The sequence below is a fragment of the Streptomyces sp. NPDC050423 genome, from assembly GCF_040655445.1.
Taxonomy (GTDB): domain Bacteria; phylum Actinomycetota; class Actinomycetes; order Streptomycetales; family Streptomycetaceae; genus Streptomyces.
This window is the reverse complement of the sequence record NZ_JBFAJY010000003.1, coordinates 198,017-223,304: the sequence shown is the minus strand read 5'-3', so window position 1 is coordinate 223,304 and position 25,288 is coordinate 198,017. Positions and strand designations below refer to the sequence as shown.

Here is a 25,288-nt window from a genome sequence, read left to right as displayed (position 1 = left end):
AGGTGCTGGGTACTCTCGGTGCGGGCCCGGCCCGCAGGCCGGCCGCACACCGATCCGATCCCGAAGAGAGCACCACCGTGACGCACCCCTTCCTCGACCTCACCCCGCTCACCCCCGCACATTTCGCGGCCGTCGAGCGGCGGGTGGCCGGTCTCCTCGCCACCGAGCAGGATGTCGTCATCATGCAGGGCGAGGCCCTGCTCCCCCTCGAAGGCTGCATCCGGGGCGGCGCCCGGCCCGGTTCGACCGCGCTGAACGTGGTGACGGGTCCGTACGGGCAGACCTTCGGCAACTGGCTGCGGGACTGCGGCGCCGAGGTCGTGGACCTGGCGGTGCCCTTCGACACGGCCGTCACCGCCGGCCAGGTCGCCGAGGCGCTGGCCGCGCACCCGGAGATCGACTTCGTCTCGCTGGTCCACGCGGAGGCGGCGACCGGCAACACCAACCCGGTCGCGGAGATCGGCGAGGCCGTGCGCGCGCACGGGGCGCTGTTCATGCTGGACGCCGTCGCCTCGGTGGGCGCCGAGCCGCTGCTGCCCGACGCGTGGGGCGTCGACCTGTGCGTGATCGGCGCACAGAAGGCGATGGGCGGTCCGGCCGGGGTGTCCGCGGTGTCGGTGAGCGCCCGCGCCTGGGAGCGGCTCGCCGCCAACCCGCAGGCGCCGCGCCGCTCCTACCTCTCCCTGCTGGACTGGAAGGAGCGCTGGATCGACGGCGGCCGCAAGGCGCTGCCGCACGCGCCGGCCCAGCTGGAGATGCTGGCGCTGGAGGCCTGTGTGGAGCGGATCGAGGCGGAGGGCCCGGACGCCCTCATGGCCCGTCACTCCGCGGCGGCCGCGGCCACCCGGGCCGGCGCGCTCGCACTCGGCGGCGGCCTGGCCCCGTATGTGCGCGAGGCGAAGGACGCGGCGCCGGTGGCGACCACGCTGCGCACCCCGGAGGGGGTGGACGCCGCGGGTCTGGTCGCACGCGCGCTCGCCGCGGACCCGTCGCTGCCGCTGATCGCGGGCGGCGGGGCGCTGTCCGGGGAGATGATCCGGGTCAATCACTACGGGGTGGATGCGACGCGGGGCGCGGTGCTCTCCTCGCTCGCGGCTCTGGGGGCGGCGCTGGCCGATGCGGGCCGGCCGGTCAATTTCGAAGCTGCCCGCAAGACGGTTTCGGAAACCTGGCCCAGCGAATAGATCCCGACGCAATCCAACAATGCGGGGAGCTGCCTCATTGAGAGCAGCTCCCCGCATTCTTCTTCCCGCTTCCTCGAAGGCTAAACACCCCAGTTTTCACGAGTCCTCCTCACCCAATTCAGTGACGTCTCACGAGAGTTACCACCTTGTGACCGACTCCACATCGTGAGCGTTTTGCCGGATAAATCCGGGTCAAACCGGAAGAAAGCGCAAGCGATTCGCGCCAGGGCGCGCGCCCGCCTGATAGCACAAGAGGCCGCTTCACCCAACCCCTTTCCTCGATGCAATTTCGAAACTTGCTGGGTAAATTCAATTCCCATGACCGCCGCACCAGCAGATTTTGCACGTGCCCGAAGCGAATTCATCACCATCGACACCCCACGAGTGGAGGACGGAGCCGCGATCTGGCGCATTGCCCGCGACTCCAAGGTCCTGGACCTCAACTCCTCGTACAGTTACCTGCTGTGGTGCCGTGACTTCGCGGCGACCTCCGTGGTCGCCCGCGACGAGACCGGCAGCCCGGTCGCCTTCGTGACGGGGTACATCAGGCCAGACCGCCCCGAGACGCTCGTCGTCTGGCAGGTGGCCGTCGACCACGGCCACCGCGGCACCGGCCTGGCGGCGAAGCTGCTGGACGAGCTGACCGCACGGGTCGCCGCGGACCAGGGCCTCGCCCTGGTCGAGACGACCATCACGCCGGACAACACCGCATCGGACCGCCTGTTCACCTCCTACGCCCAGCGCCACGACGTGGCGCTGGAACAGGAGGTGCTCTTCGACGGCGGCCTCTTCCCGGAGGGCACTCACCTGCCGGAAGTGCTCTACCGCATAGGCCCGTTCCACGCCTGAGCGCGCACTTCCGCCGACGGGCGCCGTACCCGTCGCGATCCCTTCACCGCCGCCCGTCACACCCCCCTCACGCAGGAGAACCGCTGTGACCATCACCCCGCCCGCCCTCAGCGTCTTCGAGACCCTGGAGTCCGAGGTACGTAGCTACTGCCGCGGCTGGCCCGCCGTGTTCGACCGCGCGCAGGGCGCCCGGCTGACGGACGAGGACGGCCACTCGTACCTCGACTTCTTCGCCGGAGCCGGCTCGCTCAACTACGGCCACAACAACCCGGTGCTGAAACGCGCGCTGATCGACTACATCGAGCGCGACGGCATCACGCACGGCCTCGACATGGCGACGACCGCCAAGCGGGCCTTCCTGGAGACCTTCCAGAACGTCATCCTGCGGCCGCGCGACCTGCCGTACAAGGTGATGTTCCCCGGCCCGACGGGCACCAACGCCGTCGAGTCGGCGCTGAAGCTGGCCCGCAAGGTCAAGGGCCGCGAGTCCGTGGTCTCGTTCACCAACGCCTTCCACGGCATGTCGCTCGGCTCGCTCGCCGTCACCGGCAACGCCTTCAAGCGGGCCGGCGCCGGTATCCCGCTGGTGCACGGCACGCCGATGCCGTTCGACAACTACTTCGACGGCACCGTCCCGGACTTCCTCTGGTTCGAGCGGCTGCTGGAGGACCAGGGCTCCGGGCTCAACAAGCCCGCCGCCGTGATCGTGGAGACGGTCCAGGGCGAGGGCGGCATCAACGTCGCCCGCGCCGAGTGGCTCCGTGCGCTCCAGGACCTGTGCCACCGCCAGGACATGCTGCTGATCGTCGACGACATCCAGATGGGCTGCGGCCGGACCGGCGGCTTCTTCTCCTTCGAGGAGGCCGGCATCACGCCGGACATCGTGACGCTGTCGAAGTCCATCAGCGGCTACGGGATGCCCATGGCGCTCTGCCTGTTCAAGCCCGAGCTGGACATCTGGGAGCCGGGCGAGCACAACGGCACCTTCCGCGGCAACAACCCCGCGTTCGTCACCGCCGCCGCCGCCCTCGACGCCTACTGGGCGGACGGCCAGATGGAGAAGCAGACGCTGGCCCGCGGCGAGCAGGTCGAGCAGGCACTCCTGGCGATCTGCGGTGAGCACGACAGCGCGCAGTTCCGAGGCCGCGGACTGGTGTGGGGCATGGAGTTCGAGGACCCGAAGCGCGCGTCGGCCGTCTGCGCCCGCGCGTTCGAGCTGGGGCTGCTGCTGGAGACCTCCGGTCCGCAGAGCGAGGTCGTCAAGCTGCTGCCGCCGCTGACCATCACCCCCGAGGAGCTGGACGAGGGCCTGCGCACGCTGGCCCGCTGCGTCCGCGAGACCGCCTGACCCGGGGCCGCCCCGGGGCGGGCCCGATGAGATACACCGCCGCAGAGAGAAAGGCACCGACCCACCGTGATTGTCCGATCGTTCAGTGACGTCGAGAACACCGACCGGCATGTGAAGTCCGCCTCCGGCACCTGGGAGAGCAAGCGCATCGTGCTCGCCAAGGAGAAGGTGGGCTTCTCGCTCCACGAGACCGTGCTGTACGCGGGCACGGAGACGTCGATGTGGTACGCGAACCACATCGAGGCCGTGCTCTGCACGGAGGGCGAAGCAGAGCTCACCAACGACGACACCGGTGAGAAGCACTGGATCGCCCCCGGCACGATGTACCTGTTGAACGGGCACGAGCACCACACGCTGCGCCCCAAGACGGACTTCCGTTGCGTGTGCGTCTTCAACCCTCCCGTCACCGGACGGGAGGACCACGACGAGAACGGTGTCTACCCGCTGCTGACCGAGGAGGGCTGAACCATCATGACCACTGATGTACGTGCCGACCTGTACCCATCGCGCGGCGCCGCCGAGATGACCACTCCCCGCCAGGACCCGGTCATCTGGTCCGCGCCCGGCGCACCGGGTCCGGTCGCCGCGAAGGACCTCCAGGGGTTCGAGCGCGACGGTTTCCTCACCGTCGACCAGCTGATCGCGCCGGACGAAGTGGCCGGCTACCACGCCGAGCTGGAGCGGCTGATCGCCGACCCGGCGGTCCGCGCCGACGAGCGCTCGATCATCGAGCCGAAGTCGCAGAACGTGCGGTCGGTCTTCGAGGTCCACCGGCTCAGCGAGGTGTTCGCCCGGCTGGTCAGCGACGAGCGCGTGGTGGGCCGGGCCCGTCAGATCCTCGGTTCGGACGTGTACGTCCACCAGTCCCGGATCAACGTCAAGCCGGGCTTCGGTGCCTCGGGGTTCTACTGGCACTCGGACTTCGAGACCTGGCACGCCGAGGACGGTCTGCCGAACATGCGGGCGGTGTCCGTCTCGATCGCGCTGACCGAGAACTACGACACCAACGGCGGGCTGATGATCATGCCCGGCTCGCACAAGTCGTTCCTCGGGTGTGCGGGCGAGACACCGAAGGACAACTACAAGAAGTCGCTCCAGATGCAGGACGCGGGCACCCCGTCCGACGAGGCGCTGACGAAGATGGCCGACCGGCACGGCATCAAGCTCTTCACGGGCCGGGCCGGTTCGGCGACCTGGTTCGACTGCAACTGCATGCACGGCTCGGGGGACAACATCACCCCTTACCCGCGCAGCAATGTCTTCATCGTGTTCAACAGCGTGGAGAACAAGGCCGAGGAGCCCTTCGCGGCTCCGATCCGCCGCCCGGAGTTCATCGGGGCGCGGGACTTCACGCCGGTGAAGTAGGGCCGGACCGCGGTGCGGAGGGGGTGGGACGGTGATGCCGTCCCACCCTCTTTGCCGTATCCCGGGCACCGGGTCAGGCGGATACGGTCTCGTCGTGCGGGAGATCCTCGAACTCCCAGGAGTGTCCGGGCTCGTGGCCGGTGAACAACCAGCACGCCTGTTGCGGCCGGGGGGCGATGGTGGGGTCCGCCTGTTCGCAGGGTGCGGCGCAGGCGTAGGTGAATTCGTCGCCGTTCCAGCGCAGCCATACGTCAAAGGTGCTCGGTGGACGGATCGGGTACACCGGACGGCACGTCTCCGGCGTCGAGAATGGTCGTAAACCGCCAACCCGCAGGTTTTCGATCGGTGTTGATGCCGCACTGGGGCTCGAAGGAACAGCTGATTCCTTCGAGCGCGAGTGGCGGGACATCCGGCACGGCAGTCTGCTGGAAGGCTTCCCGGAGTACGTGGGATACGAGGGCAGGGCAGCCGAGATCCGGCTCTACGAGGTAGGCGTCCTGCCCGGTCTGCTCCAGACCCCGGAGTACGCGACAGTCCTTACCGAGAGCGCCGTCAAGCGGAGAGCGATCGCCTCCGAGCAGGCGCACGAGCGGGTCAGCCTCGTCGCGGAGCGGCAAGCAGCGCTCGTACGGAAGTCCGCTCCGCCGCTTGTCCTGGTGGTGCTGGACGAGAGCTGCATCTGCCGGCCCGTAGGTGGATCAGCGGTCACGGGCGCATAGTTGGCGCGGCTGGTGGAATTCGCCGAGCTGCCGAACACTGTGCTCCAGATCGCCCCGTTCAGCATGGCGGAACACCGCCCGTTCGATCTGCCCCTGTACATCCTGACGCTCTCGGACCGCCAGCTCATGTCGTACGCGGAGTCCGCCCAGCAGGGGCACCTCGACCGTGAAAGCACTTCCGTGGTGCCCCTGTTGACCGCCTACCAACAGTTGCAGGCTGAAGCGCTCTCGCAAGCGGCTTCCGCGGCCAGGATCGAGCAGTTACGAAAGGGCACACCGTGACAACCGAATCCCCCCGCTGGTTCAAGTCCTCCTACAGCGACAATGGCGGCGCCTGCGTCGAGGTTGCCGCCAACGTCGCCGCCTCGCGTGGCATGGTCCCCGTCCGTGACTCCAAGGATCTGAGCGGCCCGGTTCTGACCGTCCCCGCCAACGCGTTCGCCTCCTTCGTGGCGGGCGTGAAGGCCGGAGAGTTCGGCACCGTCTGACCGACCGAGCGCGCGGAGGTCCGTCACGGACCGCGTGGTGGGCCTCCGCCATATCTCGTTGGACCCGATGGCGCTCACCGGCGACAGTGTGGCGCATGACTTCTCACGTACATCACGTCACCGTCGACTGCGGCGACGCCTACACGCTCGCCACGTTCTGGGCCGAGGTGCTGGGCGCCTCCCTCGCCGACGACGATTTCCCCGGTGACCCCGAGGCCCTCGTCGAGACCCCCGGTGCCGCGCTGCTGTTCATCACCGTGCCCGAGCCGAAGAGCACCAAGAACCGCATCCACTTCGACATCCAGCCGGACGACCGCACCCGGGACGAGGAGGTCGAGCGGCTACTCGCCCTCGGCGCCACGCTCGTCGCGGATCACCGCAGGCCCAACGGGCGAGGCTGGGCGACCCTGGCCGATCCGGAGGGCAACGAGTTCTGTGTGGAGTGCAGTGCGCGTGAGCGGGCGCTGCTCACCGGGACGCGGCTGCCGGTCACGGCTGACGACGTGACGTCGGCGGTGCGGCTCGCGGTCGCCGCGCTCAAGGAGGCCCCGGCGGCCGACTGGCACGCCCCGGCGGGGACACTCACCTGGACCTGCTGGGAGACCGTGGAGCACCTGAGCGACGACCTCTTCGCGTACGCGGCCCAACTGGGACCGCAGTCGCCGCCGTTGGACCGAGACGTGCCGTTCCACTGGGCCGCGCGCCGCGAGGACGGACCGGCCAACGCGATCTTCGCCGACTCAGCGGCCGGTACGGCGGGCCTCTTGCAGGCGCTGGAGGCCACCGGGTCCATGCTGGCGGCGATGGTCCGCACGACGGCCTCAGAGGTCCGCGCCCACCACAGCTACGGGATCTCCGACGCGGAGGGATTCGCCGCGATGGGCATCGTGGAGACCCTGGTGCACACCCATGACCTCGCGGCGGGCCTCGGCGTGGACTGGACGCCGCCCGACGACCTCTGCGACCGGGTGCTGGCCCGGCTCTTCCCGGACGCCCCGGACGACAGCGGCCGGTGGACCGTACTGCTGTGGTCCACCGGCCGTGCCGACCTGCCGGGCCGGGAGCGGGTCACCTCGTGGAAGTGGCACGGGGCGCCGCTGGAGGAGAACCCGCAGCCGTAGGGCCGGACCGCTACCGGTGGGAGAACCAGCTCGCCGCCGACGGCAGCTTCGCGTCGTACCCGAACAGCGCCTGGTTCTCCCAGGCGTTGCCGGGACGGCCGGGTTCCAGCCGCTGCCGCTGACGGCGCGTCCGGCAGAAGTCAACGGCACCCGGCAGAACCGAGCCCGCCCGCCAAGGACCGGCGGCACCCGGCAAATCAAGCCCGTCCGGCAATTGAGGACAGAACGGCAACCCGGCCACGACCGGCCACCCGCCCCACCTCAACCCGCCACCCGCACCACCCGCACCACCCGCACCGCCCCCGCCGGCACCGCGAGGTGCCCCGCGGCGGCCTCCCCCGTGAGGAGCTCCGTACCGGCGGCGTCCAGCGGCACCTTCGCGTCCGCCTCCGTGTGGTTGATCGCGAAGAGGTACGTGCCGCCCTCACCTTCGCGGCGCACGACCTCGACGTCGTGCGGGAGCCCGGTGCGGGGCGCGATGCGGGCGTCGTCGCAGGCCCGGTCGAGGACCGCGTCCAGATCGCTCCCGGTCAGCCGGGGGGAGACGTACCAGGCCGTGCCCGCGCCCAGCCGGTGACGGGTGACGGCGGGCCGGCCCGCCGCGATGCCGTCGGCGTAGGACCAGACCGTCTCCGCGCCGCGCGGGATCACCACGTCCGACCAGAGGTCGCCGGTCAGCTCCGGCCCCTCGGGCGGGACCTGCTCTCCGGCGCCGTAAAGTCCTGACGGGCCCCGCCAGGACGTCACTTGATGAAAGATCACGCACCATGAGCCGCACAGAACAGACCGGTACGGGACGCCGCCGGCCGCCGACGATCCACGACGTGGCGCGGGAGGCCGGAGTCTCGCGCGGCACGGTCTCGCGCGTGCTCAACGGCGGTCACAACGTCAGCCCGGCCGCGCTCGATGCGGTCAACTCCGCGATCCGCAAGACCGGTTACACCGTGAACAGGCACGCCAGATCACTGATCACCGGCCGCTCCGACTCGGTGGCGTTCCTGCTCACCGAGCCCCAGGAGCGGTTCTTCGAGGACCCGAACTTCAATGTGCTGCTGCGCGGCTGCACCAGCGCGCTCGCCGCGCACGACATCCCGCTGCTGCTGATGATCGCCGGTACGGAGGCGGAGCGCCGCCGGAACATGCGGTACATCGCCGGTCACGTGGACGGGGTCCTGCTGGTCTCCAGCCACTCCGGCGACCCGGTCGCCGCCCAGCTGCACGAGGCCGGGGTCCCCCTGGTCGCCTGCGGCAAGCCGCTCGGCCAGGGCTCGAAGGTCAGCTACGTGGCGGCCGACGACCGGGACGGCGCCCGGGACATGGTGCGTTTCCTGTACGAGTCGGGGCGCCGCCGGATCGGTACGGTCAGCGGCCCCCTGGACACCCCGGGCGGCGTGGAGCGGCTGGCCGGCTACCGCGAGATGCTCGCCGACCGCGGGCTGCCCGCCGACGACGCGCTGATCGTGCCCGGCGACTACAGCCGGGCGGGCGGCGAGGCGGCCGCCGCGCTGCTGCTGGAACGGGCCCCGGACCTGGACGCGGTGTTCGTCGCCTCGGACCTGATGGCGCAGGGGGTGCTCGCCGCGCTGGAGAAGGCGGGGCGCAGCGTGCCGCACGATGTCGCGGTCGGCGGCTTCGACGACTCCCCCGCGGCCCTCGCCTCCCGGCCGGCGCTGACGACGATCCGTCAGCCGTGGGACCGGATCAGCGCCGAGATGGTACGGGTGCTGCTGGCCCAGATCGGCGGGGACGACCCGGCCGCGGTGATACTCCCCACCGAACTGGTCCGTCGCGACTCGGCCTGAGGTCCGGTCGTCGGGCGGCGGCCGGCCGCTTTTCGGGCCTCACGCCTCCAGCGCCGGGTAGTCCGTGTAGCCGCGGTGGTCGCCCCCGTAGAAGGTCGCCCGGTCCGCGGCGTTGTAGGGACCGCCGGCCCGCAGCCGCTCCGGCAGGTCCGGGTTGGCCAGGAACAGCGCCCCGTACGAGATGACCGACGCCACGCCCTCCTCGACCAGGGCCAGCGCCTCGGGACCGGTCGGGCCCTCGCTCGCCGGGTTGAGGACGAGCGTGCCGTTGAACTCCTTGCTCAGTGTGGCGGTCAGCGCCCGGTCGTCGGCCTTGGCCTCGACGATGTGCAGATAGGCGAGCCCGACCGGTTCGACGGCCTGCACCAGCGCCCGGTACGTGGCCTCCGGCGCGGGCTCGTCGATGTCGTTGAACGGGTTTCCGGGCGAGATCCGGATCGCGGTGCGCGCGGCTCCGATCTCGGCGGCGACGGCGCGCACGGTCTCGGCCGCGAACCGGATACGGCCCTCCACCGAGCCGCCCCATTCGTCGGTGCGCAGGTTGGAGTTGGGGGCCAGGAACTGGTGGATCAGGTAGCCGTTGGCGCCGTGCAGCTCCACGCCGTCGAACCCGGCGTCCACCGCGTTGCGCGCGGCGGTCACGAAGTCGGCGATCGTGGTCCGGATCTCGGTGCCGGTCAGCTCGCGCGGGGTGACGAAGTCCTTCGGGCCCTCCTGGGTGAAGACCTGGCCCGACGCGGCGACCGGGGAGGCGCCGACCGGGGTGAGCCCGTCGGGCAGCAGGACCGGGTGGCCGATGCGGCCGGTGTGCATGAGCTGCGCGAAGATCGTGCCGCCCCTGGCGTGCACGGCGTCGGTGACCCCGCGCCAGCCGGCGACCTGTCCGGCACTGTGCAGCCCGGGGGTGCTGGGGTAGCCCTGCCCGACGGCGGAGGGCTGGACGCCCTCGGTGATGACGAGCCCGGCCGAGGCGCGCTGGGCGTAGTACTCGGCGGTCAGCTCCGTCGGTATGCCGCCCTCGCCCGCCCGGCTGCGGGTCATCGGGGCCAGGGCGATGCGGTTGGCGAGCTGTGTGCCGGCCAGGTCGAGCGGGTCGAATGCGGTGATCATGGAGAACCCCCAAAGATTTATGTGGTCGGCCAAGCATCTGCGACGCGTGCCACTGTAACCCATTACTTGGCCGACCAAGGTAAAGTTGCCGGGAAGCCTCCGGCACTCGCGGCGCGACCGCCCGGTGCCCGCCGTGCACCACCCCGAGGAGCCCCCGATGACGTCCGATCCCGCCTGTACCGAGCTACCGAGCGCCGCCCGGGGCGGCCCGGTCAGCCATGCCGTCTCGCGGGTCGCGCGGCTCCACCGGATCGCGGCGGGGAAGCTGCTCAAGAGCGCGGGCCTCTACCCCGGCCAGGAGTTCCTGATGATGTACCTCTGGGACTCGGGCGCGGTGCGCCAGTCGGAGGTGATCAAGGCCGTCGACCTCGATCCGTCCACGGTCACCAAGATGCTTCAGCGCCTGGAGCAGTCCGGACACGTCCGCCGCAGCCCCGACCCGGCCGACCGCCGGGCCGTCCTGGCCGAGGCCACCGACAACAGCTGCGCCCTGCTCTCCGAGGTGGAGCGGGCCTGGACGAATCTGGAGGAGCACACCCTCGCGGGCCTGGACAGGGGCGAGCGCGAGGAGCTGGCCCGGCTGCTGGCCAAGGTCGAGGAGAACCTCTGCCGGGAGGCGGCGGACTGCCCGGAGAGCCGCTGACCACGCCCGCCCGCGGCGGGGGTCAGCCGGACAGCACGTCCAGCGCGCGGTCCACGTCGGCCCCGGTGTTGTACAGGTGGAAGGACGCCCGCAGATTTCCGGCCCGGTCGGAGACCATCACCCCGGCGCGCTCCAGGTCCGCCGCCCGGCCCCCGAGTCCGGGCGCCGCGACGACGGCCGTCGTCCCCGGCACCGGCTCGTGCCCCAGCCCGGCCAGCCCGGCCCGGAACCGGGCCGCGAGTCCGGTGGCGTGGTCATGGAGGACGTCGACGCCGATCTCGTTCAGCAGCGCGAGGGAGCGCTCGGCGCCGTGGTACGGAAGGAACGCGGGCGCTTCGTCGTAGCGGCGGGCGCCGGGGGCGAGCGTCCGGACCGGTTCGTAGAGGCTGTTCCACGCGTCCGCCGCCGCGACCCAGCCGGGGAAGACCGGCGCCAGCGACCGCTGCGCCTCCTCGGTGACCGTGAGGAACGACGTACCCCGCGGGCAGATCAGGAATTTGAATCCGCCGGTGACCGTGTAGTCGTACGCCCCCGCGTCCAGGGGCAGCCAGCCCGCGGACTGGGTGGCGTCCAGCAGCGTACGGGCGCCATGGACGGCAGCCGCGGCCCGCACCGCGTCCAGGTCGGCGAGCCGGCCGTCGGCGGACTGCACCGAGGAGAAGGCGACGAGAGCGGTCTCCGCGCGCACCGCGCCGGCGAGGTCCGCCAGTGGGACGTACCGCATCCTGAGGTCACCGCGGACCGCGAACGGGCTGGTGACGGAGCTGAACTCCCCCTCGGGCGCGAGCACTTCGGCCCCGGCCGGCAGGGAGCAGGCGATCAGGCCCACATGGACGGCGACGGAGCTGCCGACCGCGACCCTGTCGGGGCCGACACCGGCGATCCGGGCGAATCCGTCCCTGGCCCGCTCCACCGCCTCCGCGTCACCCGCACCGGCCCTGCGTCCGGTGGCGTTCTCCTCGGCGAGGGCCTTCACCGCGTCGACGGTCCGGCGGGGCAGCAGCCCGCAGCTGGAGGTGTTGAGGTAGGCGGTCTCCGGCGCGAACTCGGCGTCGACCGCGCGGCTGAGCGAAGAGATCATCATGCGCCCAGCCTGAAGGCCCCTTGACTCATAGTCAATCACGAAGAGTTAAGGGGTATCCCCAAGCAATGCTTATGTATGCGGGCGGCCGGAGGTCAGCCGTTGCCGCCCGCCGACGGAACCTCGCACGCACCGTCGGCGTCGCACGCCGCGGCGTCCCCGCCGATCGCGGTCAGCGGGCGGTCCTGCCACGCCTGCTCCAGCGCCTGGGCGAAGACCTCGGCGGGCTGGCCGCCGGAGATCCCGTACCGCCGGTCCAGCACGAAGAACGGCACCCCGTTGGCACCCAGCTCGGACGCCTCCCGCTCGTCGGCCCGCACCTCGGCGGCGTACGCCTGCGGGTCGGCGAGCACCGCACGCGCCTCGTCGGCGTCCAGACCGGCCTCGACGGCCAGCTCGATCAGCACGTCACCGTCGAAGACGGACCGCTCCTCGGCGAAGTTCGCCCGGTAGGCGAGGTCCAGCAGCTCGTCCTGCCGGCCGCGGGCCTTGGCCAGGTGCAGCAGCCGGTGGATGTCGAAGGTGCTGCCGTGGTCGCGCCCCTCGGTGCGGTAGCCGAGCCCTTCGGCGTGCGCGTTGGCCGCGACGTTCGCCTCCATGGACCGGGCTTCCTCGGGGGTACGCCCGTACTTCTGCGCCAGCATGTCGATGACCTGCTCGGTGTCGCCCTTGGCACGCCCGGGGTCGAGCTCGAAGGAACGGTGCACCACCTCGACCTCGTCGCGGTGGGCGAACCCTGCCAGGCCCTTCTCGAAACGGGCCTTGCCGATGTAGCACCACGGGCAGGCGATGTCGCTCCAGATCTCGACGCGCATGACTCTTCTTCTCTCCAGGCTCTCGGGGGCGACGTGCGGAACTCCTTCGCACTCCCGGTCGAACACTGCCGCACCGCAGCTCATTCCCGGACGGTCGGGTCCGGCATGCCCGACCGCAGGCCGCCCTCGCCCGCGGGAAGCGAGAGTTTTACTCCCGCGAACCGTTAGACTATTACTTGTCACAGATATTTCAGTCAGAGTGAAAGTGAAATGAGTCGTATCATCCGCGTCGACGACGAGGTGTTCGCCGCGCTGCAGAGCCGGGCGGAACCGTTCACCGACACGCCCAACAGCGTCATCCGCAGGCTGCTCGGGCTCACCCGGCCGCCGGGGGCCCTGCCCGGCGCTCCGCCCGACGCCGTCCACACACCGGTCGACGAGCCTCCGCTCGCTGCCCTGCTCGCCGACGGCCGACTGCACCCGGGGCAGCGACTCGTATGGCGGCGTCGCAACCTCAGACAGGTGCACCACGCCGTCGTCATCGACGGCGGAGGCCTCCGACTCGACGACGGAAGCGTCCACATGACGCCGTCCAGCGCGGCCACCGCCCTCGCGGGCAATCCACAGAATGGCTGGAGGGTCTTCGCGACCGAGGACGGCACGCCGCTGATGGACCTCCGATGATCACCGCCGCGCGGCCACGGCCGCCGGATCAGACCGCAGCGTTCATGGAGGGTGGAGCATGGCAGGCGTGACCCAACCGAAGGTGAGCCGTGTCGATCCCGTCCGCCTGACAGAATGGGCGAGGACCGGGCGCATCCGCATTCCGCACTTCCAGCGGTCGTACGTATGGGACGCCTCGGACGCCGAGCGGCTTTTCGACAGCATTCTGCGCGGATATCCCATCGGTAATCTGCTCATGTGGCGCAAACCCGCCCCTGCGGCCAGGATCAACGTCGGCGAATTGCAGATCGAGGCACCGGAACACTCCGATGCCTTGTGGGTGGTCGACGGTCAGCAGCGGCTCACCACTCTGATCGGCGCCCTCACCGCATCGGAGGACACGGTCGACCGCCGGTTCCGGATCTTCTTCGACCTACAGGCGAAGAAATTCGTGTCCGCCCCCCATTCCCAGCGCCCTCGTGACCACTGGCTGCCAGTCTGGGTCGCCAAGGACAACCGGCGGCTCATCGCATGGCAGCGCGCCCGCCCCTGGCTGACCGAGGCGCAGTACGACCTGTGCGACACCGTCGGCACCGCCATTCGCACGTACGAGATCCCGATGTACGAAATCGAGGGTGACGACGAGAAGGCCCTGACCGAGATCTTCGACCGAATGAACACCTTCGGCAAGTCACTCAAGCGCTCCGAGATCTTCCGGGCTCTCCATTCCGGTCCGCTGGACGTCCAGCCCTCCGACCTCGACGCGCTGCGCGAGAGGATCACGGCCCTCGGTTTCGGGGACTTCACCGAGCAGACATTGATGCAGAGCGTCATGGCGGTACGCGGGGGAAAGGTGGACAGGGACTTCCGCCAGGAATTCGTCGATGACGACGACCGGCGCATGGCCTTCGCCCGGACGGAGAGGTCCCTGCGCCTCGTCGTCGACTACCTTCGCGAATTCGCCGGCATCCCTCACCTCAGACTGCTGCCCTATGCCCTGTTCATCCCTGTGCTCACCCGGTACACGGCGCTCTTCGGCCGGCCCGAGGAGCGGGCAGCGGAACTGCTGCGCCGCTGGATCTGGCGTGGTTCGGCCGTCGGGGCGGCCCCGCAGGGCAATACCGTCGCGCTGCGCCGCAACGCTACCGCGGTGACCGACGATCCGGTGGCCAGCGCGAACCGGCTGCTGGCCATCCTGCCGCCGGGTGGGGAGCTCTGGTCGCCCGATCTGACGCAGACCGCACTGAACCGCGCGCAGGCGAAGCTCAACGTGCTCGGGCTGCTCTCCGCGAAACCTGTTCTGCTCTCCGACGCGCGCGGGCAGGACGGCACCCATTATCAGGCGGGTACACGACTCGACCGGACGAGGCTCCTCAACGAAATGCTCGACAACGGGAATTCGCCGTTGACATCGGTCGTGTCCGGCGACCGGACCATCGCGGGAAAACTGATCCATCCCGTCGTGCAGAAAGACCTCAGGGAAGTGGTCTGCGCAACGCAGGATCCCGGAGCGCTGCGCTCGCACTGCCTCGACAAGGGGAGCACGCGTGCCCTGGAATCGGGGTCGGACGCAGATTTCATGCTCCGCCGTTCATCGATCGCCGAAACGGCGATCACCCATCACGTGCAGAGCATGGCGCTCTGGGGATTCCAGGACGGGCCGGAACTCGATTCCTGGTTCGAAGCCTGAGGAGAGAATAATGCAACGCGATGTGACCGCCTCGGTACTTCTTGAGGACCGGCGCGTGGGAACGCTCGGCTACCACGACGGCAACACGTGGTTCGACTACACCGACCTGAGTCCCAGACACCCGGTACTGGGGCAAGGTTTCGAGCAGAACCCACTCAAAAGGCGTTCGGGGAGCGGCAGCGTACCGGAATGGTTTGCCAATCTGCTGCCGGAACCCGGCAGTGGCCTGCGGCAGATGATTGCCACGGAACTGAGCAAGAAGAAGCTTCACGACTTCCTGCTGCTCAGCCATCTGGGCGAGGATCTTCCGGGTGCGGTCCGCGTGATTCCGGATGTACCGCTCGACGACCTGCCGGACCATGAGCCCGCTGATGTGTGCACACACGAACACGCCCTGCGCTTCTCGCTGGCAGGAGTACAGCCGAAGTTCTCCATGCGGTACGAGGGCAAAGCCCTGGTCCTGCCCGCCACCGGAAGCGGGGGTGACTGGATCGTGAAGCTCCCGGACCAGAGGTTTCCCGCTGTCCCGGACAATGAGTTCGCGATGCTCCAGTGGGCCGGGCGAGCCGGGATCGACGTGCCGGAGTCCCGTCTCGTGCCGTACGCGGACATCCGGAATCTTCCCGAGGGAACGATCGAGCCGGGTGAACACGCCCTCGCGGTCCGGCGGTTCGACCGGACGGATGAGGGCCGCGTACATCAGGAGGACTTCGCTCAGGTGCGGGAGGTGTCGGCTGAGGCGAAGTACGACAAGGCCAACTATGAAGGCATCGGACGGGTCGTCAGCGCCGTGTGTCCTGTCGAGGACGGTGTCGAGTACCTTCGTCGGCTCGTGGCCTTCACCATCATGGGGAACGCTGACGCGCATCTCAAGAACTGGACCCTGCGCTATCCCGGTGGCAGCCAGGCACGACTGTCGCCGGCGTACGACCTGGTGTGCGTCACCGCATACGCGAAGGCCGATCACAAGCTCGCGTTCCCGCTCGGCGGCACGACGAACACGGAACTGATCACCACGGAGAGTTTCCGGGGGCTCTCACCGGTGTTCGGGCTCACGCCGGAGCTGGTCACGGACACCGTGCGGGAGACGGTGGACGCTCTGGCCACGTCATGGCCGGGCGTCAAACGCGACCTGCGGGTGCCGGTGTTCGTCGCGTCGACCATCGATGAACGTCTCCGCTCGCTGCCGCTCGTGGGCAACTGAATCCCGAGGGCGCGTGGTGCCGGGTCCGGCCCGGTCGAAGGCCCTTCGGACTCCTGGTGCTGTTGTCCGGTTCACCGACCGGCCGGCACCGTCAGGCGCAGCACCAGATGGGTGCCCGCGCGGGGGTGTGCCGGATCGGGGGTCCAGCCTTGGGCCACGTAGAACGGCTGGGCGCGGGTGTTGTGGACGAAGACCTCCAGGCGGGCCTCCGCCACGCCGTCCCGCTGCCAGGCCGCCACACACGCGTCGTGCAGTTCCGTCCCGATGCCCCGGCGCCAGTGGGCCGGGGCGACGTGGAGCTGGGTGAGGTGCATGACGCCGTCGCGCACGGCGTGGGCCGCGATGCCCGCGAGGACACCGTCCCGTTCGGCGCAGAGCACGGTGGACTCGGCCCGGTCGATGGCGCGCGCCCAGCCGTCCCGGCTGCGGCCGACCTCCTCGGAGCCCGTGTACTCCTCCTCCGGGAGGTGGCCCCGGTAGTAGGTGGCGCGTGCCTCGGTGTGCAGGTGGACTATCGCGTCGAGATCGGCGGGGGCCGCGGTTCTGATCATGGTGAAGGGGACGCGTCCGGCCGTCCGGAGGTTGCGGCCGTGTCCGCCGTGCAGAAGGGACGGCCGCCCGCACGGCCCGAGGTGGCGGAGGGCGTCCCCGGTGGGGCGGGGCGCCCTCCGCCGCTGATCGGCTAGATCTTGCCGGCGCCCGCCCCGCCGGGAGTGCACCGCTGTCGAGGCGCCCACGACGTAGTTGTCGTAGAAGTGCCCGGTGCCGAAACGGAGGCTGGGGATACGGGAGTTGACGTTGTTGAAGTAGTTGTGGTGGTAGGTCACACGGAGGTGACCGGTGTCCTCGCTCGCGTTGCTGTCGCTGTGGCCGACCAGGCTGCCCTTGTAGTGGTCCTTGAAGGTGTTCCAGGAGACGGTGACCTGGTCGGAGGCGTGGGTGATGTCGAGCAGGCCGTCGTAGTAGTCCTTGTCGTGGTCACGGTCGGCGGAGAAGGTGTTGTGGTCGATCCACACCTTGGTGGACTTCTGCACGGTGATCCCGTCGGCGGGGGCCACCGGCTTGCTGATGTTGAGATTGCGGATCACGATGTTCGTCGAGTTCTTCAGCCGCAGCCCGCCACCGGTGAACCCGGAGGACGAACCGACGCCGAGCACCGTGGTGTTGGACCCGACGTCGACCTGGCCGCTCAGCGAGATGAGGCCGCTGACCTTGACCGTCTTGGCGGCGGTGCCGGTCACGGCCGTCTTGAACGCGGCGAGGCTGGTGACGGTCACGGCGGCGGAGCTGCCGCCACCGGTCGTGCCGGCCCCGTAGCCCACGGGGGAGGATTCGGCGGCTCCGGCGGAGCCCGGAAGCAGGGCGACGGCGACGACGGCGACTGTTCCGGCGGCGAGGGCCGTGAGACTGCGGCTACGGGTGCGGAGGTGGGTGCGCATGATGTCCCTTCGGTACGACGACGTGCGGGAGGGTGCGGTGCTGGGCGGCTCGCGAGCGGTGCGGTCTCTCCGCTCGCGAGCCGCTGTCTCCCTGTTGTCGTCGCCGGGGAGCCGGGGGTTGCCGGGTCGGGGACGTAATTTCGCGGACGGGTCAGCGGAACGCGTCGGCGTTCTCCGAGGCCCACTGCCGGAACGGGCGGGCCGGTGTTCCGGTGACCTGTGCGACCGTGTCGCGCACCCTGAGCAGCTCGTCGTTCACGTCTCCGCCGGTGACGTCCAGTACCGCGTCCGCGGCTTCGGCCCCGAACACGGCGGCCATCTGCGCGTGGGCCTCCTCGCGGCTGATCTCGGCGAAGGGCACCTCCCGGCCCAGTACTGCCGCGATAGCCTCGGTCTGCCCGCGGGCGCTCACCGGCTCCGGACCGGTCAGGGCGTACGCGCGGCCGCGGTGACCGGGCTCGGTCAGTGCCACCCGTGCCACCGACGCGATGTCCGCGGGGTGGATGGTCGGCAGTGCGGTCTCCGCGTACGGCGCGCGGACGGTCTCGTGGCCGCGGACGGAGGCCGCCCACATGAGGGCGTTGGAGGCGAACTGCGTCGGCCGCAGGATCGTCCAGGCCATGCCGCTCGCTCCGAGCAGTTCCTCCACCACCAGGTTCTCACCGGCGGGGCCGAGGTGGGGGTGGGTCAGGACGGTGATCGACGACACCAGCACGACGTGCTCCACACCCGCCTGCCGGGCGGCTTCGAGGATGTCGGCGTCCGGGCCGAGGCGCGACACGAGGAACATCGAGCGCACCCCTTCCAGCGCGGGCTTCAGGGACGCCGGCTCCGCGAAGTCGCCCTCCACGGCCTGGACCCCGTCGGGGAAGGTCACCCGTGAGGCGTCACGGGTGAGCCCTCTGAGCGGACCGGCGCCGTGTGCGTGCAGTTCCTTCAACAGCGCGGTGCCGATGTTTCCGGTGGCTCCGGTCACGAGGATCATGAGCGTGTCTCCCGTCGTCAGGTGATGAACCGGACCACACGCTAGAACCCCAAGCGGACTTCAGGTCAAGGCGTCGTTCGCCCCTGCCCCGTCAGACGCACGCGTACGCGCCGTGACGAGTGACGTCACGGCGCGTACGCGCGGCGGGGCTCCGTTCAGCTGCCGTCGCGGAGGTCGGCCAGGCCCGTCGGGCGGAACGCGATCCGGTCGAAGGAGGCCTCGCAGCCCTCCCCCGTGGGTGACTGGACCAGGAAGCCGATGGACGCGGCCGCCGTCTGCTCCGGGGTGCCCAGGGCGAAGACGCGGACGAAGGTCCACTTCTCGCCGTCGGCGGAGGCGTGGCAGGCGAAGGCGTCACCGGTACGGCTCAGCCGCAGCCAGTGGCTGTCGCCGTCCACGACGGAGGAGTTGACGTCGTCGGAGTGACCCCGGGTGACGACGGTGCAGACGGTGGGGCGGTCCGGGGAGAGCTCCAGGCAGATCTTGGCCCACTCGCGGTCGCCGACGTGGAGGTAGAGGACCCCCGCGTCGAAGGCGGCGGCGAAGCCGACCTTCACCCGGGCGATCAGCTGGAAGTCGCCCTCCGGGGCGGTGCCCAGCAGCCGGGGCGCGTCGCTCTCGGATTCGAGGGCGGCGCCGCCCGGCGGGACGAAGCGGTCCTGCCGGGCGCCCGCGCGGGCGGTCAGGGTGCCGTCCTCGTAGTTCCACCCGGTGACGGGGCCGAACTGTTCGAGGTCGAAGGGGAGTTCGGGGAGTCGCAGGGTCATGAGCGGCGTCCGTCCACCCGGCGGGGCAGGCCCTGCGGGTTGTCCTCGCGGAGCTCCGGCGGGAGCAGCGCCTCGGGGGTGGTCTGGTAGCTGACCGGGCGCAGCCAGCGTTCGATCGCGGTGGCGCCGACCGAGGTGGAGGTGGAGGTGGTGGCCGGGTAGGGGCCGCCGTGGTGCTGGGCGGGGGCGACGGCGACACCGGTCGGCCAGCCGTTGACCAGGACACGTCCGGCCAGCGGGGCGAGCGCGGCGAGGAGGGCGGCGGCGCTGCCGTCCTCCTGCTCGGTGGCGATCTGGAGGGTTGCGGTGAGGTTGCCGGGCAGCCGGGAGAGGACAGCGGTGATCTCGTCCTCGGAGGTGTAGCGGGCCACGACGGTGACCGGGCCGAAGCACTCCTCCAGGAGGGCGTCGTGCGGGCCCTCGGTGGTGAGGAGGTGCGCCGGTACGGTCAGGAAACCGGCCGCGACGGTGTGTTCGCCGCCCGCGCCGGGGGTGACCGGGGCGTCCACGTCCGGGAGTTCGGCGCGCTCGCGCACTCCGGCGAGGAAGGCGTCGCGCATCCGGTGGTCGAGCAGGACGCCCGCCTCGGTGTCGCTGACCGCCTCGGTGAGCGCCTTCAGCAGCCGGTCGCCGGTCTCGCCGGCGGGGGCCAGGACGAATCCGGGCTTGGTGCAGAACTGGCCCGCGCCCATGGTCATCGAGCCCGCGAGCCCGGCACCGATCTGCTCGCCGCGCTCGGCGGCGGCCGCCTCGGTGACGACGACGGGGTTGAGGGAGCCGAGCTCGCCGTGGAACGGGATGGGGGCGGGCCTGGCCGCCGCCGCGTCGAAGAGGGCGCGTCCGCCGCGCACCGAGCCGGTGAAGCCGGCGGCGCTGACGAGCGGGTGGCGGACGAGCTCGACACCCGCCTCGAAGCCGTGCACCAGGATCAGGACGTCCTCGGGGAGTCCGACCTGGGCCGCGGCCCTGCGCAGCACGGAGGCGCAGAGTTCGGAGGTCGCCGGGTGGTCGGGGTGCGCCTTGACGACGACCGGGCAGCCGGCCGCGAGGGCGCTGGCGGTGTCCCCGCCGGGGACGGAGAACGCGAGCGGGAAGTTGCTGGCCGCGTAGACCGCGACGACGCCGAGCGGGATCTTGTAGCGCCGCAGGTCGGGCCACGGCGGGGTGCGGGTGGCGTCCTCGTGGTCGATGTGGATGTCGAGGAACGCGCCCTCGTCCACGACCTCCGCGAAGGCCCTCAACTGGGCTGCGGTACGAGCGAGTTCGCCGGTGAGCCGGGCCGGGCCGAGTGCCGTCTCGGCGTCGGCGGCCTCGATGACGTGCTCGCCGGCCTCGGCGAGCAGATCGGCCGCTGTGCGCAGGAACGCGGCGCGCACCGTGCGGTCGGCGAGCGATGCGCGTACGGCGTGGGCGGCCCGGACCGCCCGGTCCACCTCCTCCGCTGTAGCCTCCACCGCAACCTGCTCACGCGGGTTCCCGGTGCGGGGGTCGACGCTCCAGACTGGTGCTGCTGCCACCGTGTTTCCTTCCGCTCCACTGCCACACATCAGAAGTTGTTCGGTATTCTGAACAGAGTTCCCGATCGTGAATATGAAGTGACTCTATTTCCGGGCGTTCGGTGTTGGCAAGAAGTCGCAGGTTTCGTGAGTGGGCTGGAAGGGGCGTAGGGCGATGTCGGTTGCCGAGTCTGGTGGGGCACAGGTCAAGTCCGCGGTACGGACGGTGGAACTGCTGGAGTACTTCGCCGGGCGGCCGGGCATGCACTCGCTCGCCGCGGTGCAGGAGGCTGTCGGATACCCCAAGTCCAGCCTCTACATGCTGCTGCGCACCCTGGTCGAGCTGGGCTGGGTGGAGACGGACGCGACCGGGACCCGGTACGGGATCGGCGTACGGGCGCTGCTGGTGGGCACCTCCTACATCGACGGCGACGAGGTGGTCGCGGCGTCCCGCCCCACCCTGGACCGGCTCTCGGACGACACCACGGAGACCATCCACCTGGCCCGTCTCGACGGGACGAACGTGGTGTACCTCGCCACCCGGCAGTCCCAGCACTATCTGCGCCCCTTCACCCGCGTCGGCCGCCGGCTGCCCGCGCACTCCACCTCGCTCGGCAAGGCGCTGCTGGCCACCCACAGCGACGAACAGGTGCGCAAGATGCTGCCCGAGACGCTGCCCGCGCTGACCGAGCACACCCTGACCGACCGGGAGAAGCTCATCGAGGAGCTGCACCTGATCCGCGAGCAGGGCTACGCGGTGGACCGCGAGGAGAACACCCTGGGGCTGCGCTGCTTCGGTGTCGCGATCCCGTACCGCACCCCGGCCCGTGACGCCATCAGCTGCTCGGTGCCGGTCGCCCGGCTCACGCCCGCGCACGAGCAGATGGTCAAGGACGCGCTGTTCGACGCGCGCGACCGGCTGACCCTCGCGACCCGGAGGCTCTGACCATGGATATCTCACTGCGCCCCGTGCTGGACGGCGATCTGCCGCTGTTCTTCGCGTGGATGGCCGACCCCGAGTCGGTCCACGCGGCCGCCTTCACCGCCGAGGACCCCACCGACCGGCACGCGTTCGACGCCCACTGGACGCGCATCCTGGCCGACGGGTCGGTCGTGATGCGTACCGTGCTCGCCGACGGGGTGGTGGTCGGCAGCGCCGGTGTCTACGGACCGCCGGACAGCCGCGAGGTCACCTACTGGATCGACCGGGCCCGCTGGGGCCGCGGAGTGGCCACCGCGGCGCTGCGGGCGCTGCTCGGCTCCGTACCGGAGCGTCCGCTGTACGCGCGTTCCGCGGCCGACAACGCGGGGTCCCGGCGGGTGCTGGAGAAGTGCGGATTCACCGTGACGGGCAAGGACCACGGCTACGCGCACGCCCGCGGCGAGGAGACGGACGAGCTGCTGTTCACCCTGCCCGGGTGAGTGCCCGGGGTGAGCGCCCAAGGTGAGTGCCCGGCCGAGCGCCGGGGCTGGGCGACGATGAGTAATGGGTGAGAAGCCGCACAACCGGGAACGCCGCGCCGCGCCCCGCACGTCCCTTGTACGGGATGAACAAGACCATAAGGCGCGCCTCGGTCTTCTGCCTGCTGCTGGTCCTCGCCCTGCTGGGGCGGGCGACGTGGGTGCAGGCGTACCAGGCAAAGGCGCTCGCAGACGACGACCACAACCGGCGGAACACCATCGCGCAGTTCGCGCGTCCGCTCGGGGACATCATCGTGGCCGGCTCGCCGGTCACCGGATCGAAGAGGACGGAGGGCAGCGATCTCGCGTACAAGCGCGCCTACGACAAGGGTGATCTCTACGCCGCCGTCACCGGGTACAGCTCGCAGGCCTACGGCTCCACCCAGCTCGAAGGGATCTACAGCCATGTGCTGGACGGCACCGACGACCGGCTGAAGAACCCCCTCGACGTGGTGACCGGCGAGAAGACCTCGCCGGGCAGTGTGCTGACCACGATCGACCCGGACGTGCAGAAGGCGGCGTACGACGCCCTCGGCGACGACAAGGGCGCGGCCGTGGCGATCGACCCCAGGAGCGGGCAGATCCTGGGGATGGTGTCCTCGCCGTCCTACGACCCGTCGGACATCAGCGGGACGGCGGACGGCGACACCTGGAAGAAGCTGCTCGCCGACCCGGACAAGCCGCTGGTCAACCGCGCGCTGCGGCAGCCGCTGGCGCCCGGTTCGACGTTCAAGCTGGTGGTGGCGTCCGCCGCGCTGGAGAACGGTCTCTACAGCTCGGTCGACGAGGCCACCAGGAGCCCGATGCCGTACACCCTGCCCGGCACCACTACCCCCCTGCGGAACGAGAGCGCCTCCGCGCCCTGCGAGAACGCGACGCTGCGGGTGGCGCTCCAGTACTCGTGCAACAACGTCTTCGGCAAGGTCGCCGCCGATCTCGGCCAGGACAAGGTGCGGGCGATGGCCGAGAAGTTCGGCTTCAACACGGAGGACCTCGATGTGCCGGTCAGGGCCTACAAGAGCGTCTACCCGACCGGGATGGACGACGCGCAGACGGCGCTGACGGGCATCGGCCAGTTCGAGGTCACCGCGACCCCGCTCCAGATGGCGATGGTCTCCGCGGCCCTCGCCAACGGCGGTGAGCTGGCCGCGCCGCACATGGTCTCCAAGGTGACGGACTCCGAGGGCGGCACGCTGGAGGACTTCGCGGACGGCGACATGAAGCGCGTCGTCTCCTCGTCCACGGCCAAGCAGCTGCGCAGCGCGATGGTGACCGTCGTGGAGCAGGGCACCGGCACCAACGCCCGGATCGGCGGGGCCGAGGTGGGCGGCAAGACGGGGACCGCGGAGAACGGTGTGGGCAACAGCAACACCCCGTACGCCTGGTTCACCTCGTACGCGAAGGACAGTTCGGGCGGCCGGGAAGTCGCGGTCGCCGTGATCGTGGAGGACTCGGGTTCGGCGGCGTCGGAAGTCAGCGGCAACGGCCTCGCGGCCCCGATCGCCCAGAAGATGATGAAAGCCGCGCTCCAGCGGTAACCGGATGAACGCGATGCCCCGGCACCCCGTTTCGGGGTACCGGGGCGTTCGCCGTGTCCCGGGCCCTTCAGGTTTTCGCCGTGTTACGCCTTACTTGGTTACGCACCCGTGTCGAAGCGCTTCCGGGGTGCGCTGGTACGCTCTCGCCCCGCCCGCACTACGTGGGCGTGTCCGGGAACGTACACAGCCGGGAACGTGCGCGGCCGGGCGCCGGCACGCGCACCGGCCATCCGAGCGCGGGGACGAGGTAGCTGTGGGCACATCCATCGACGCCGACGATGCCGCTGCCGCCGCCGAGTTCCATGAGTTCTTCGAGGCCCATTACGCCGAACTCGCCCGGCTCGCACACCTGTTGACCGGTGAGGCCGATGCCGCCGACGATCTGGCCGCCGATGCCCTGCTGGCGCTCTGGCACCGCTGGGACCGGGTCAGGAACGCCGACCATCCGGTGGCGTACGCGCGCGGTGTGGTGGCCAACCTGGCCAGGACCCGGATCCGCAGCGCGGTGCGCGAGCGCCGCCGGATCGCACTGTTCTGGGCGCCGCGCGGCGGCGGGGACGGGTACGCGGTCGACGATCCGGACGTGTCGGCGGTGGTCGACGTCCAGGGTGCGCTGCGCCGGCTGCCGTTCCGCAAGCGCGCCTGTGTGGTGCTGCGGCACGCCTTCGACCTCTCGGAGCGCGACACCTCGCTGGTGCTCGGGATCTCGGTGGGTACGGTGAAGAGCCAGACCTCGCGCGCCGTCGCGGAACTGCAACGGCTGCTCGGTCCCGATACGCCCGCCGCGCACGTACACGTGGCCGTCGCGGCGCAGCGCACCGGAGGAAGCCAGTGAGGGAAGAGGAGTTGGCCCGGCGGCTGCGGAGCGCCGCCGAGGCGCACCGCCCGGACCGCGAGCGGATGCGGGCCCGGGTCGAGCGCGGGATGGCCGGGGCCCGCCCCCCGGCGCGTGCCGTGCGCCCGCCGCGCGCCGCGACGCCGTGGCTGCGGGTCGCGGGGGCGACGGCGGCGGTCTGCGGGGTATTGGCGGTCGGCGCGTTCGCCGTCACCTCCGCAGGCGGCGACGAGCCGCGCGGGAAGCGGGTGGCGGCCCCGCCGTCCGCCGTCACCACGCCGTCCGCCACCGGGACGCCGGCCGCGCCCGGCGGTGCGCCGCGCGCCGAGGACGGCCCGCTGTGGACGGACGGCGCCGTCGACCCGCACAGCAACGCGTACTGGGCCCAGAGCAATGTGACGCTGCGCACGACCGAGCCGCTCTCCTCGCTCACCGTGGAGCTGCGGATCGCGCTCACCGGCGGGGTGACCAGCACCGGTTCCTGGCGCTCGCTGCCCGAGGGGGACTTCACCGTGTCGGCGACCGAGGACGGCGGCTTCCTCGTCTACCGGTGGGTCCTGAGGCCGGGGCGCACCGTCCCGGCCGGCACGCACACGTTCGCCGGGCAGTACGACCACGCGGAGGGCGAACGGGACGCGTCGGGCGACTCCCTGACCGCGCACGCGGTCCGCGCCTCCGGTCAACGGGCCGCGGTGGGCGACTCGTTCGGCCAGGATCACTGACCGGCCTGGACGGCGCCGAAGAA

At 70.6% G+C, this 25,288-nt stretch carries 24 protein-coding genes and 3 pseudogenes; 18 read left to right on the top strand and 9 right to left on the bottom strand.

Annotated features, from left to right (window positions below; genetic code table 11):
* The first annotated feature begins 77 nt into the window (after positions 1-77).
* From AB0I52_RS03990 to AB0I52_RS03955, 8 genes and pseudogenes are all read left to right on the top strand, one after another.
* Positions 78-1,184 (top strand): aminotransferase class V-fold PLP-dependent enzyme, encoded by a 1,107-nt coding sequence (locus AB0I52_RS03990; protein ID WP_363068642.1) that lies wholly within the window; start codon positions 78-80, stop codon positions 1,182-1,184.
* A gap of 318 nt (positions 1,185-1,502) precedes the next feature.
* Complete coding sequence (ectA, locus tag AB0I52_RS03985; protein WP_363068640.1) at positions 1,503-2,033, top strand: diaminobutyrate acetyltransferase; 531 nt, start codon at positions 1,503-1,505, stop codon at positions 2,031-2,033.
* A gap of 85 nt (positions 2,034-2,118) precedes the next feature.
* Positions 2,119-3,381, top strand: coding sequence for a diaminobutyrate--2-oxoglutarate transaminase (gene ectB, locus AB0I52_RS03980; RefSeq protein WP_363068638.1), 1,263 nt, complete (start codon positions 2,119-2,121; stop codon positions 3,379-3,381).
* Positions 3,382-3,447: 66 nt separating this feature from the next.
* Positions 3,448-3,846: an ectoine synthase gene (locus AB0I52_RS03975; protein WP_362961705.1), complete on the top strand. Its 399-nt coding sequence runs from the start codon at positions 3,448-3,450 to the stop codon at positions 3,844-3,846.
* A 6-nt stretch (positions 3,847-3,852) separates the two neighbouring features.
* Positions 3,853-4,746: an ectoine hydroxylase gene (gene thpD / locus AB0I52_RS03970; RefSeq protein ID WP_362961707.1), complete on the top strand. Its 894-nt coding sequence runs from the start codon at positions 3,853-3,855 to the stop codon at positions 4,744-4,746.
* 260 nt (positions 4,747-5,006) lie between these two features.
* A pseudogene (locus AB0I52_RS03965) lies at positions 5,007-5,747 on the top strand (DUF5753 domain-containing protein); the annotation flags it as partial.
* Entirely contained in the window at positions 5,744-5,953 is a 210-nt protein-coding gene (locus tag AB0I52_RS03960) for a DUF397 domain-containing protein (RefSeq protein ID WP_363068636.1), read from the top strand. The pseudogene AB0I52_RS03965 and the gene AB0I52_RS03960, both read left to right, overlap by 4 nt.
* A gap of 95 nt (positions 5,954-6,048) precedes the next feature.
* Positions 6,049-7,074 carry a VOC family protein gene (locus AB0I52_RS03955; RefSeq protein ID WP_363068634.1) on the top strand — a complete coding sequence of 342 codons (1,026 nt, stop codon included), beginning with the start codon at positions 6,049-6,051 and terminating at the stop codon, positions 7,072-7,074.
* A 261-nt stretch (positions 7,075-7,335) separates the two neighbouring features.
* On the opposite strand, the pseudogene AB0I52_RS03950 reads toward AB0I52_RS03955, so the two are convergent.
* A pseudogene (locus AB0I52_RS03950) lies at positions 7,336-7,767 on the bottom strand (beta-galactosidase trimerization domain-containing protein); the annotation flags it as partial.
* Positions 7,768-7,841: 74 nt separating this feature from the next.
* On the opposite strand from AB0I52_RS03950, the gene AB0I52_RS03945 reads away from it, so the two are divergent.
* Positions 7,842-8,876, top strand: a complete 1,035-nt coding sequence (locus AB0I52_RS03945) for a LacI family DNA-binding transcriptional regulator (protein WP_363068632.1) — start codon at positions 7,842-7,844, stop codon at positions 8,874-8,876.
* 39 nt (positions 8,877-8,915) lie between these two features.
* Here AB0I52_RS03945 and AB0I52_RS03940 read toward each other — a convergent pair whose 3' ends face one another.
* The gene (locus AB0I52_RS03940) at positions 8,916-9,986 is read right to left on the bottom strand and encodes an alkene reductase (protein ID WP_363068630.1); all 1,071 of its coding nucleotides are present in this window, start codon (positions 9,984-9,986) and stop codon (positions 8,916-8,918) included.
* A gap of 157 nt (positions 9,987-10,143) precedes the next feature.
* On the opposite strand from AB0I52_RS03940, the gene AB0I52_RS03935 reads away from it, so the two are divergent.
* The gene (locus AB0I52_RS03935) at positions 10,144-10,629 is read left to right on the top strand and encodes a MarR family winged helix-turn-helix transcriptional regulator (RefSeq protein WP_363068628.1); all 486 of its coding nucleotides are present in this window, start codon (positions 10,144-10,146) and stop codon (positions 10,627-10,629) included.
* Positions 10,630-10,651: 22 nt separating this feature from the next.
* On the opposite strand, the gene AB0I52_RS03930 is transcribed toward AB0I52_RS03935, so the two are convergent.
* Positions 10,652-11,713: an aminotransferase class V-fold PLP-dependent enzyme gene (locus AB0I52_RS03930; protein WP_363068626.1), complete on the bottom strand. Its 1,062-nt coding sequence runs from the start codon at positions 11,711-11,713 to the stop codon at positions 10,652-10,654.
* A gap of 92 nt (positions 11,714-11,805) precedes the next feature.
* Positions 11,806-12,525 carry a DsbA family oxidoreductase gene (locus AB0I52_RS03925; protein WP_363068624.1) on the bottom strand — a complete coding sequence of 240 codons (720 nt, stop codon included), beginning with the start codon at positions 12,523-12,525 and terminating at the stop codon, positions 11,806-11,808.
* A 210-nt stretch (positions 12,526-12,735) separates the two neighbouring features.
* Here AB0I52_RS03925 and AB0I52_RS03920 point away from each other — a divergent pair, with 210 nt between their 5' ends.
* From AB0I52_RS03920 to AB0I52_RS03910, 3 genes are read left to right on the top strand one after another with little or no spacing between them, the layout of a single operon-like run.
* Complete coding sequence (locus AB0I52_RS03920) at positions 12,736-13,149, top strand: hypothetical protein (RefSeq protein WP_363068622.1); 414 nt, start codon at positions 12,736-12,738, stop codon at positions 13,147-13,149.
* A 58-nt stretch (positions 13,150-13,207) separates the two neighbouring features.
* Positions 13,208-14,818, top strand: coding sequence for a DUF262 domain-containing protein (locus AB0I52_RS03915; RefSeq protein ID WP_363068620.1), 1,611 nt, complete (start codon positions 13,208-13,210; stop codon positions 14,816-14,818).
* A 10-nt stretch (positions 14,819-14,828) separates the two neighbouring features.
* On the top strand, positions 14,829-16,022 hold the full coding sequence (locus AB0I52_RS03910) for a type II toxin-antitoxin system HipA family toxin (RefSeq protein ID WP_363068618.1): 1,194 nt from the start codon (positions 14,829-14,831) through the stop codon (positions 16,020-16,022).
* A gap of 71 nt (positions 16,023-16,093) precedes the next feature.
* Here AB0I52_RS03910 and AB0I52_RS03905 read toward each other — a convergent pair whose 3' ends face one another.
* The 5 genes and pseudogenes from AB0I52_RS03905 to AB0I52_RS03885 form a co-directional block, all read right to left on the bottom strand.
* Positions 16,094-16,573 carry a GNAT family N-acetyltransferase gene (locus AB0I52_RS03905; protein ID WP_363068789.1) on the bottom strand — a complete coding sequence of 160 codons (480 nt, stop codon included), beginning with the start codon at positions 16,571-16,573 and terminating at the stop codon, positions 16,094-16,096.
* 156 nt (positions 16,574-16,729) lie between these two features.
* Positions 16,730-17,461 (bottom strand): annotated as a pseudogene (locus tag AB0I52_RS03900) (polysaccharide lyase family 1 protein); the annotation flags it as partial.
* 151 nt (positions 17,462-17,612) lie between these two features.
* Complete coding sequence (locus AB0I52_RS03895) at positions 17,613-18,446, bottom strand: NAD(P)H-binding protein (protein WP_363068616.1); 834 nt, start codon at positions 18,444-18,446, stop codon at positions 17,613-17,615.
* Between the two features lie 155 nt (positions 18,447-18,601).
* The gene (locus AB0I52_RS03890) at positions 18,602-19,213 is read right to left on the bottom strand and encodes a DUF1349 domain-containing protein (protein ID WP_363068614.1); all 612 of its coding nucleotides are present in this window, start codon (positions 19,211-19,213) and stop codon (positions 18,602-18,604) included.
* Positions 19,210-20,730 (bottom strand): aldehyde dehydrogenase (NADP(+)), encoded by a 1,521-nt coding sequence (locus AB0I52_RS03885; RefSeq protein ID WP_363068612.1) that lies wholly within the window; start codon positions 20,728-20,730, stop codon positions 19,210-19,212. The genes AB0I52_RS03890 and AB0I52_RS03885 overlap by 4 nt, the downstream gene beginning before the upstream one ends.
* Positions 20,731-20,884: 154 nt before the next feature.
* On the opposite strand from AB0I52_RS03885, the gene AB0I52_RS03880 reads away from it, so the two are divergent.
* The 5 genes from AB0I52_RS03880 to AB0I52_RS03860 all read left to right on the top strand — a co-directional run bounded on the left by AB0I52_RS03880 (position 20,885) and on the right by AB0I52_RS03860 (position 25,265).
* Positions 20,885-21,655: an IclR family transcriptional regulator gene (locus AB0I52_RS03880; RefSeq protein ID WP_207315946.1), complete on the top strand. Its 771-nt coding sequence runs from the start codon at positions 20,885-20,887 to the stop codon at positions 21,653-21,655.
* Between the two features lie 2 nt (positions 21,656-21,657).
* Positions 21,658-22,131, top strand: a complete 474-nt coding sequence (locus AB0I52_RS03875) for a GNAT family N-acetyltransferase (protein ID WP_363068610.1) — start codon at positions 21,658-21,660, stop codon at positions 22,129-22,131.
* A gap of 125 nt (positions 22,132-22,256) precedes the next feature.
* A complete protein-coding gene (locus tag AB0I52_RS03870) occupies positions 22,257-23,708 on the top strand; it encodes a penicillin-binding transpeptidase domain-containing protein (protein WP_363068608.1) in 1,452 nt (483 codons plus the stop codon).
* 253 nt (positions 23,709-23,961) lie between these two features.
* Positions 23,962-24,543 (top strand): SigE family RNA polymerase sigma factor, encoded by a 582-nt coding sequence (locus AB0I52_RS03865; RefSeq protein WP_363068606.1) that lies wholly within the window; start codon positions 23,962-23,964, stop codon positions 24,541-24,543.
* Positions 24,540-25,265: a hypothetical protein gene (locus AB0I52_RS03860; RefSeq protein ID WP_363068604.1), complete on the top strand. Its 726-nt coding sequence runs from the start codon at positions 24,540-24,542 to the stop codon at positions 25,263-25,265. The genes AB0I52_RS03865 and AB0I52_RS03860 overlap by 4 nt, the downstream gene beginning before the upstream one ends.
* Positions 25,266-25,288: the final 23 nt, after the last annotated feature.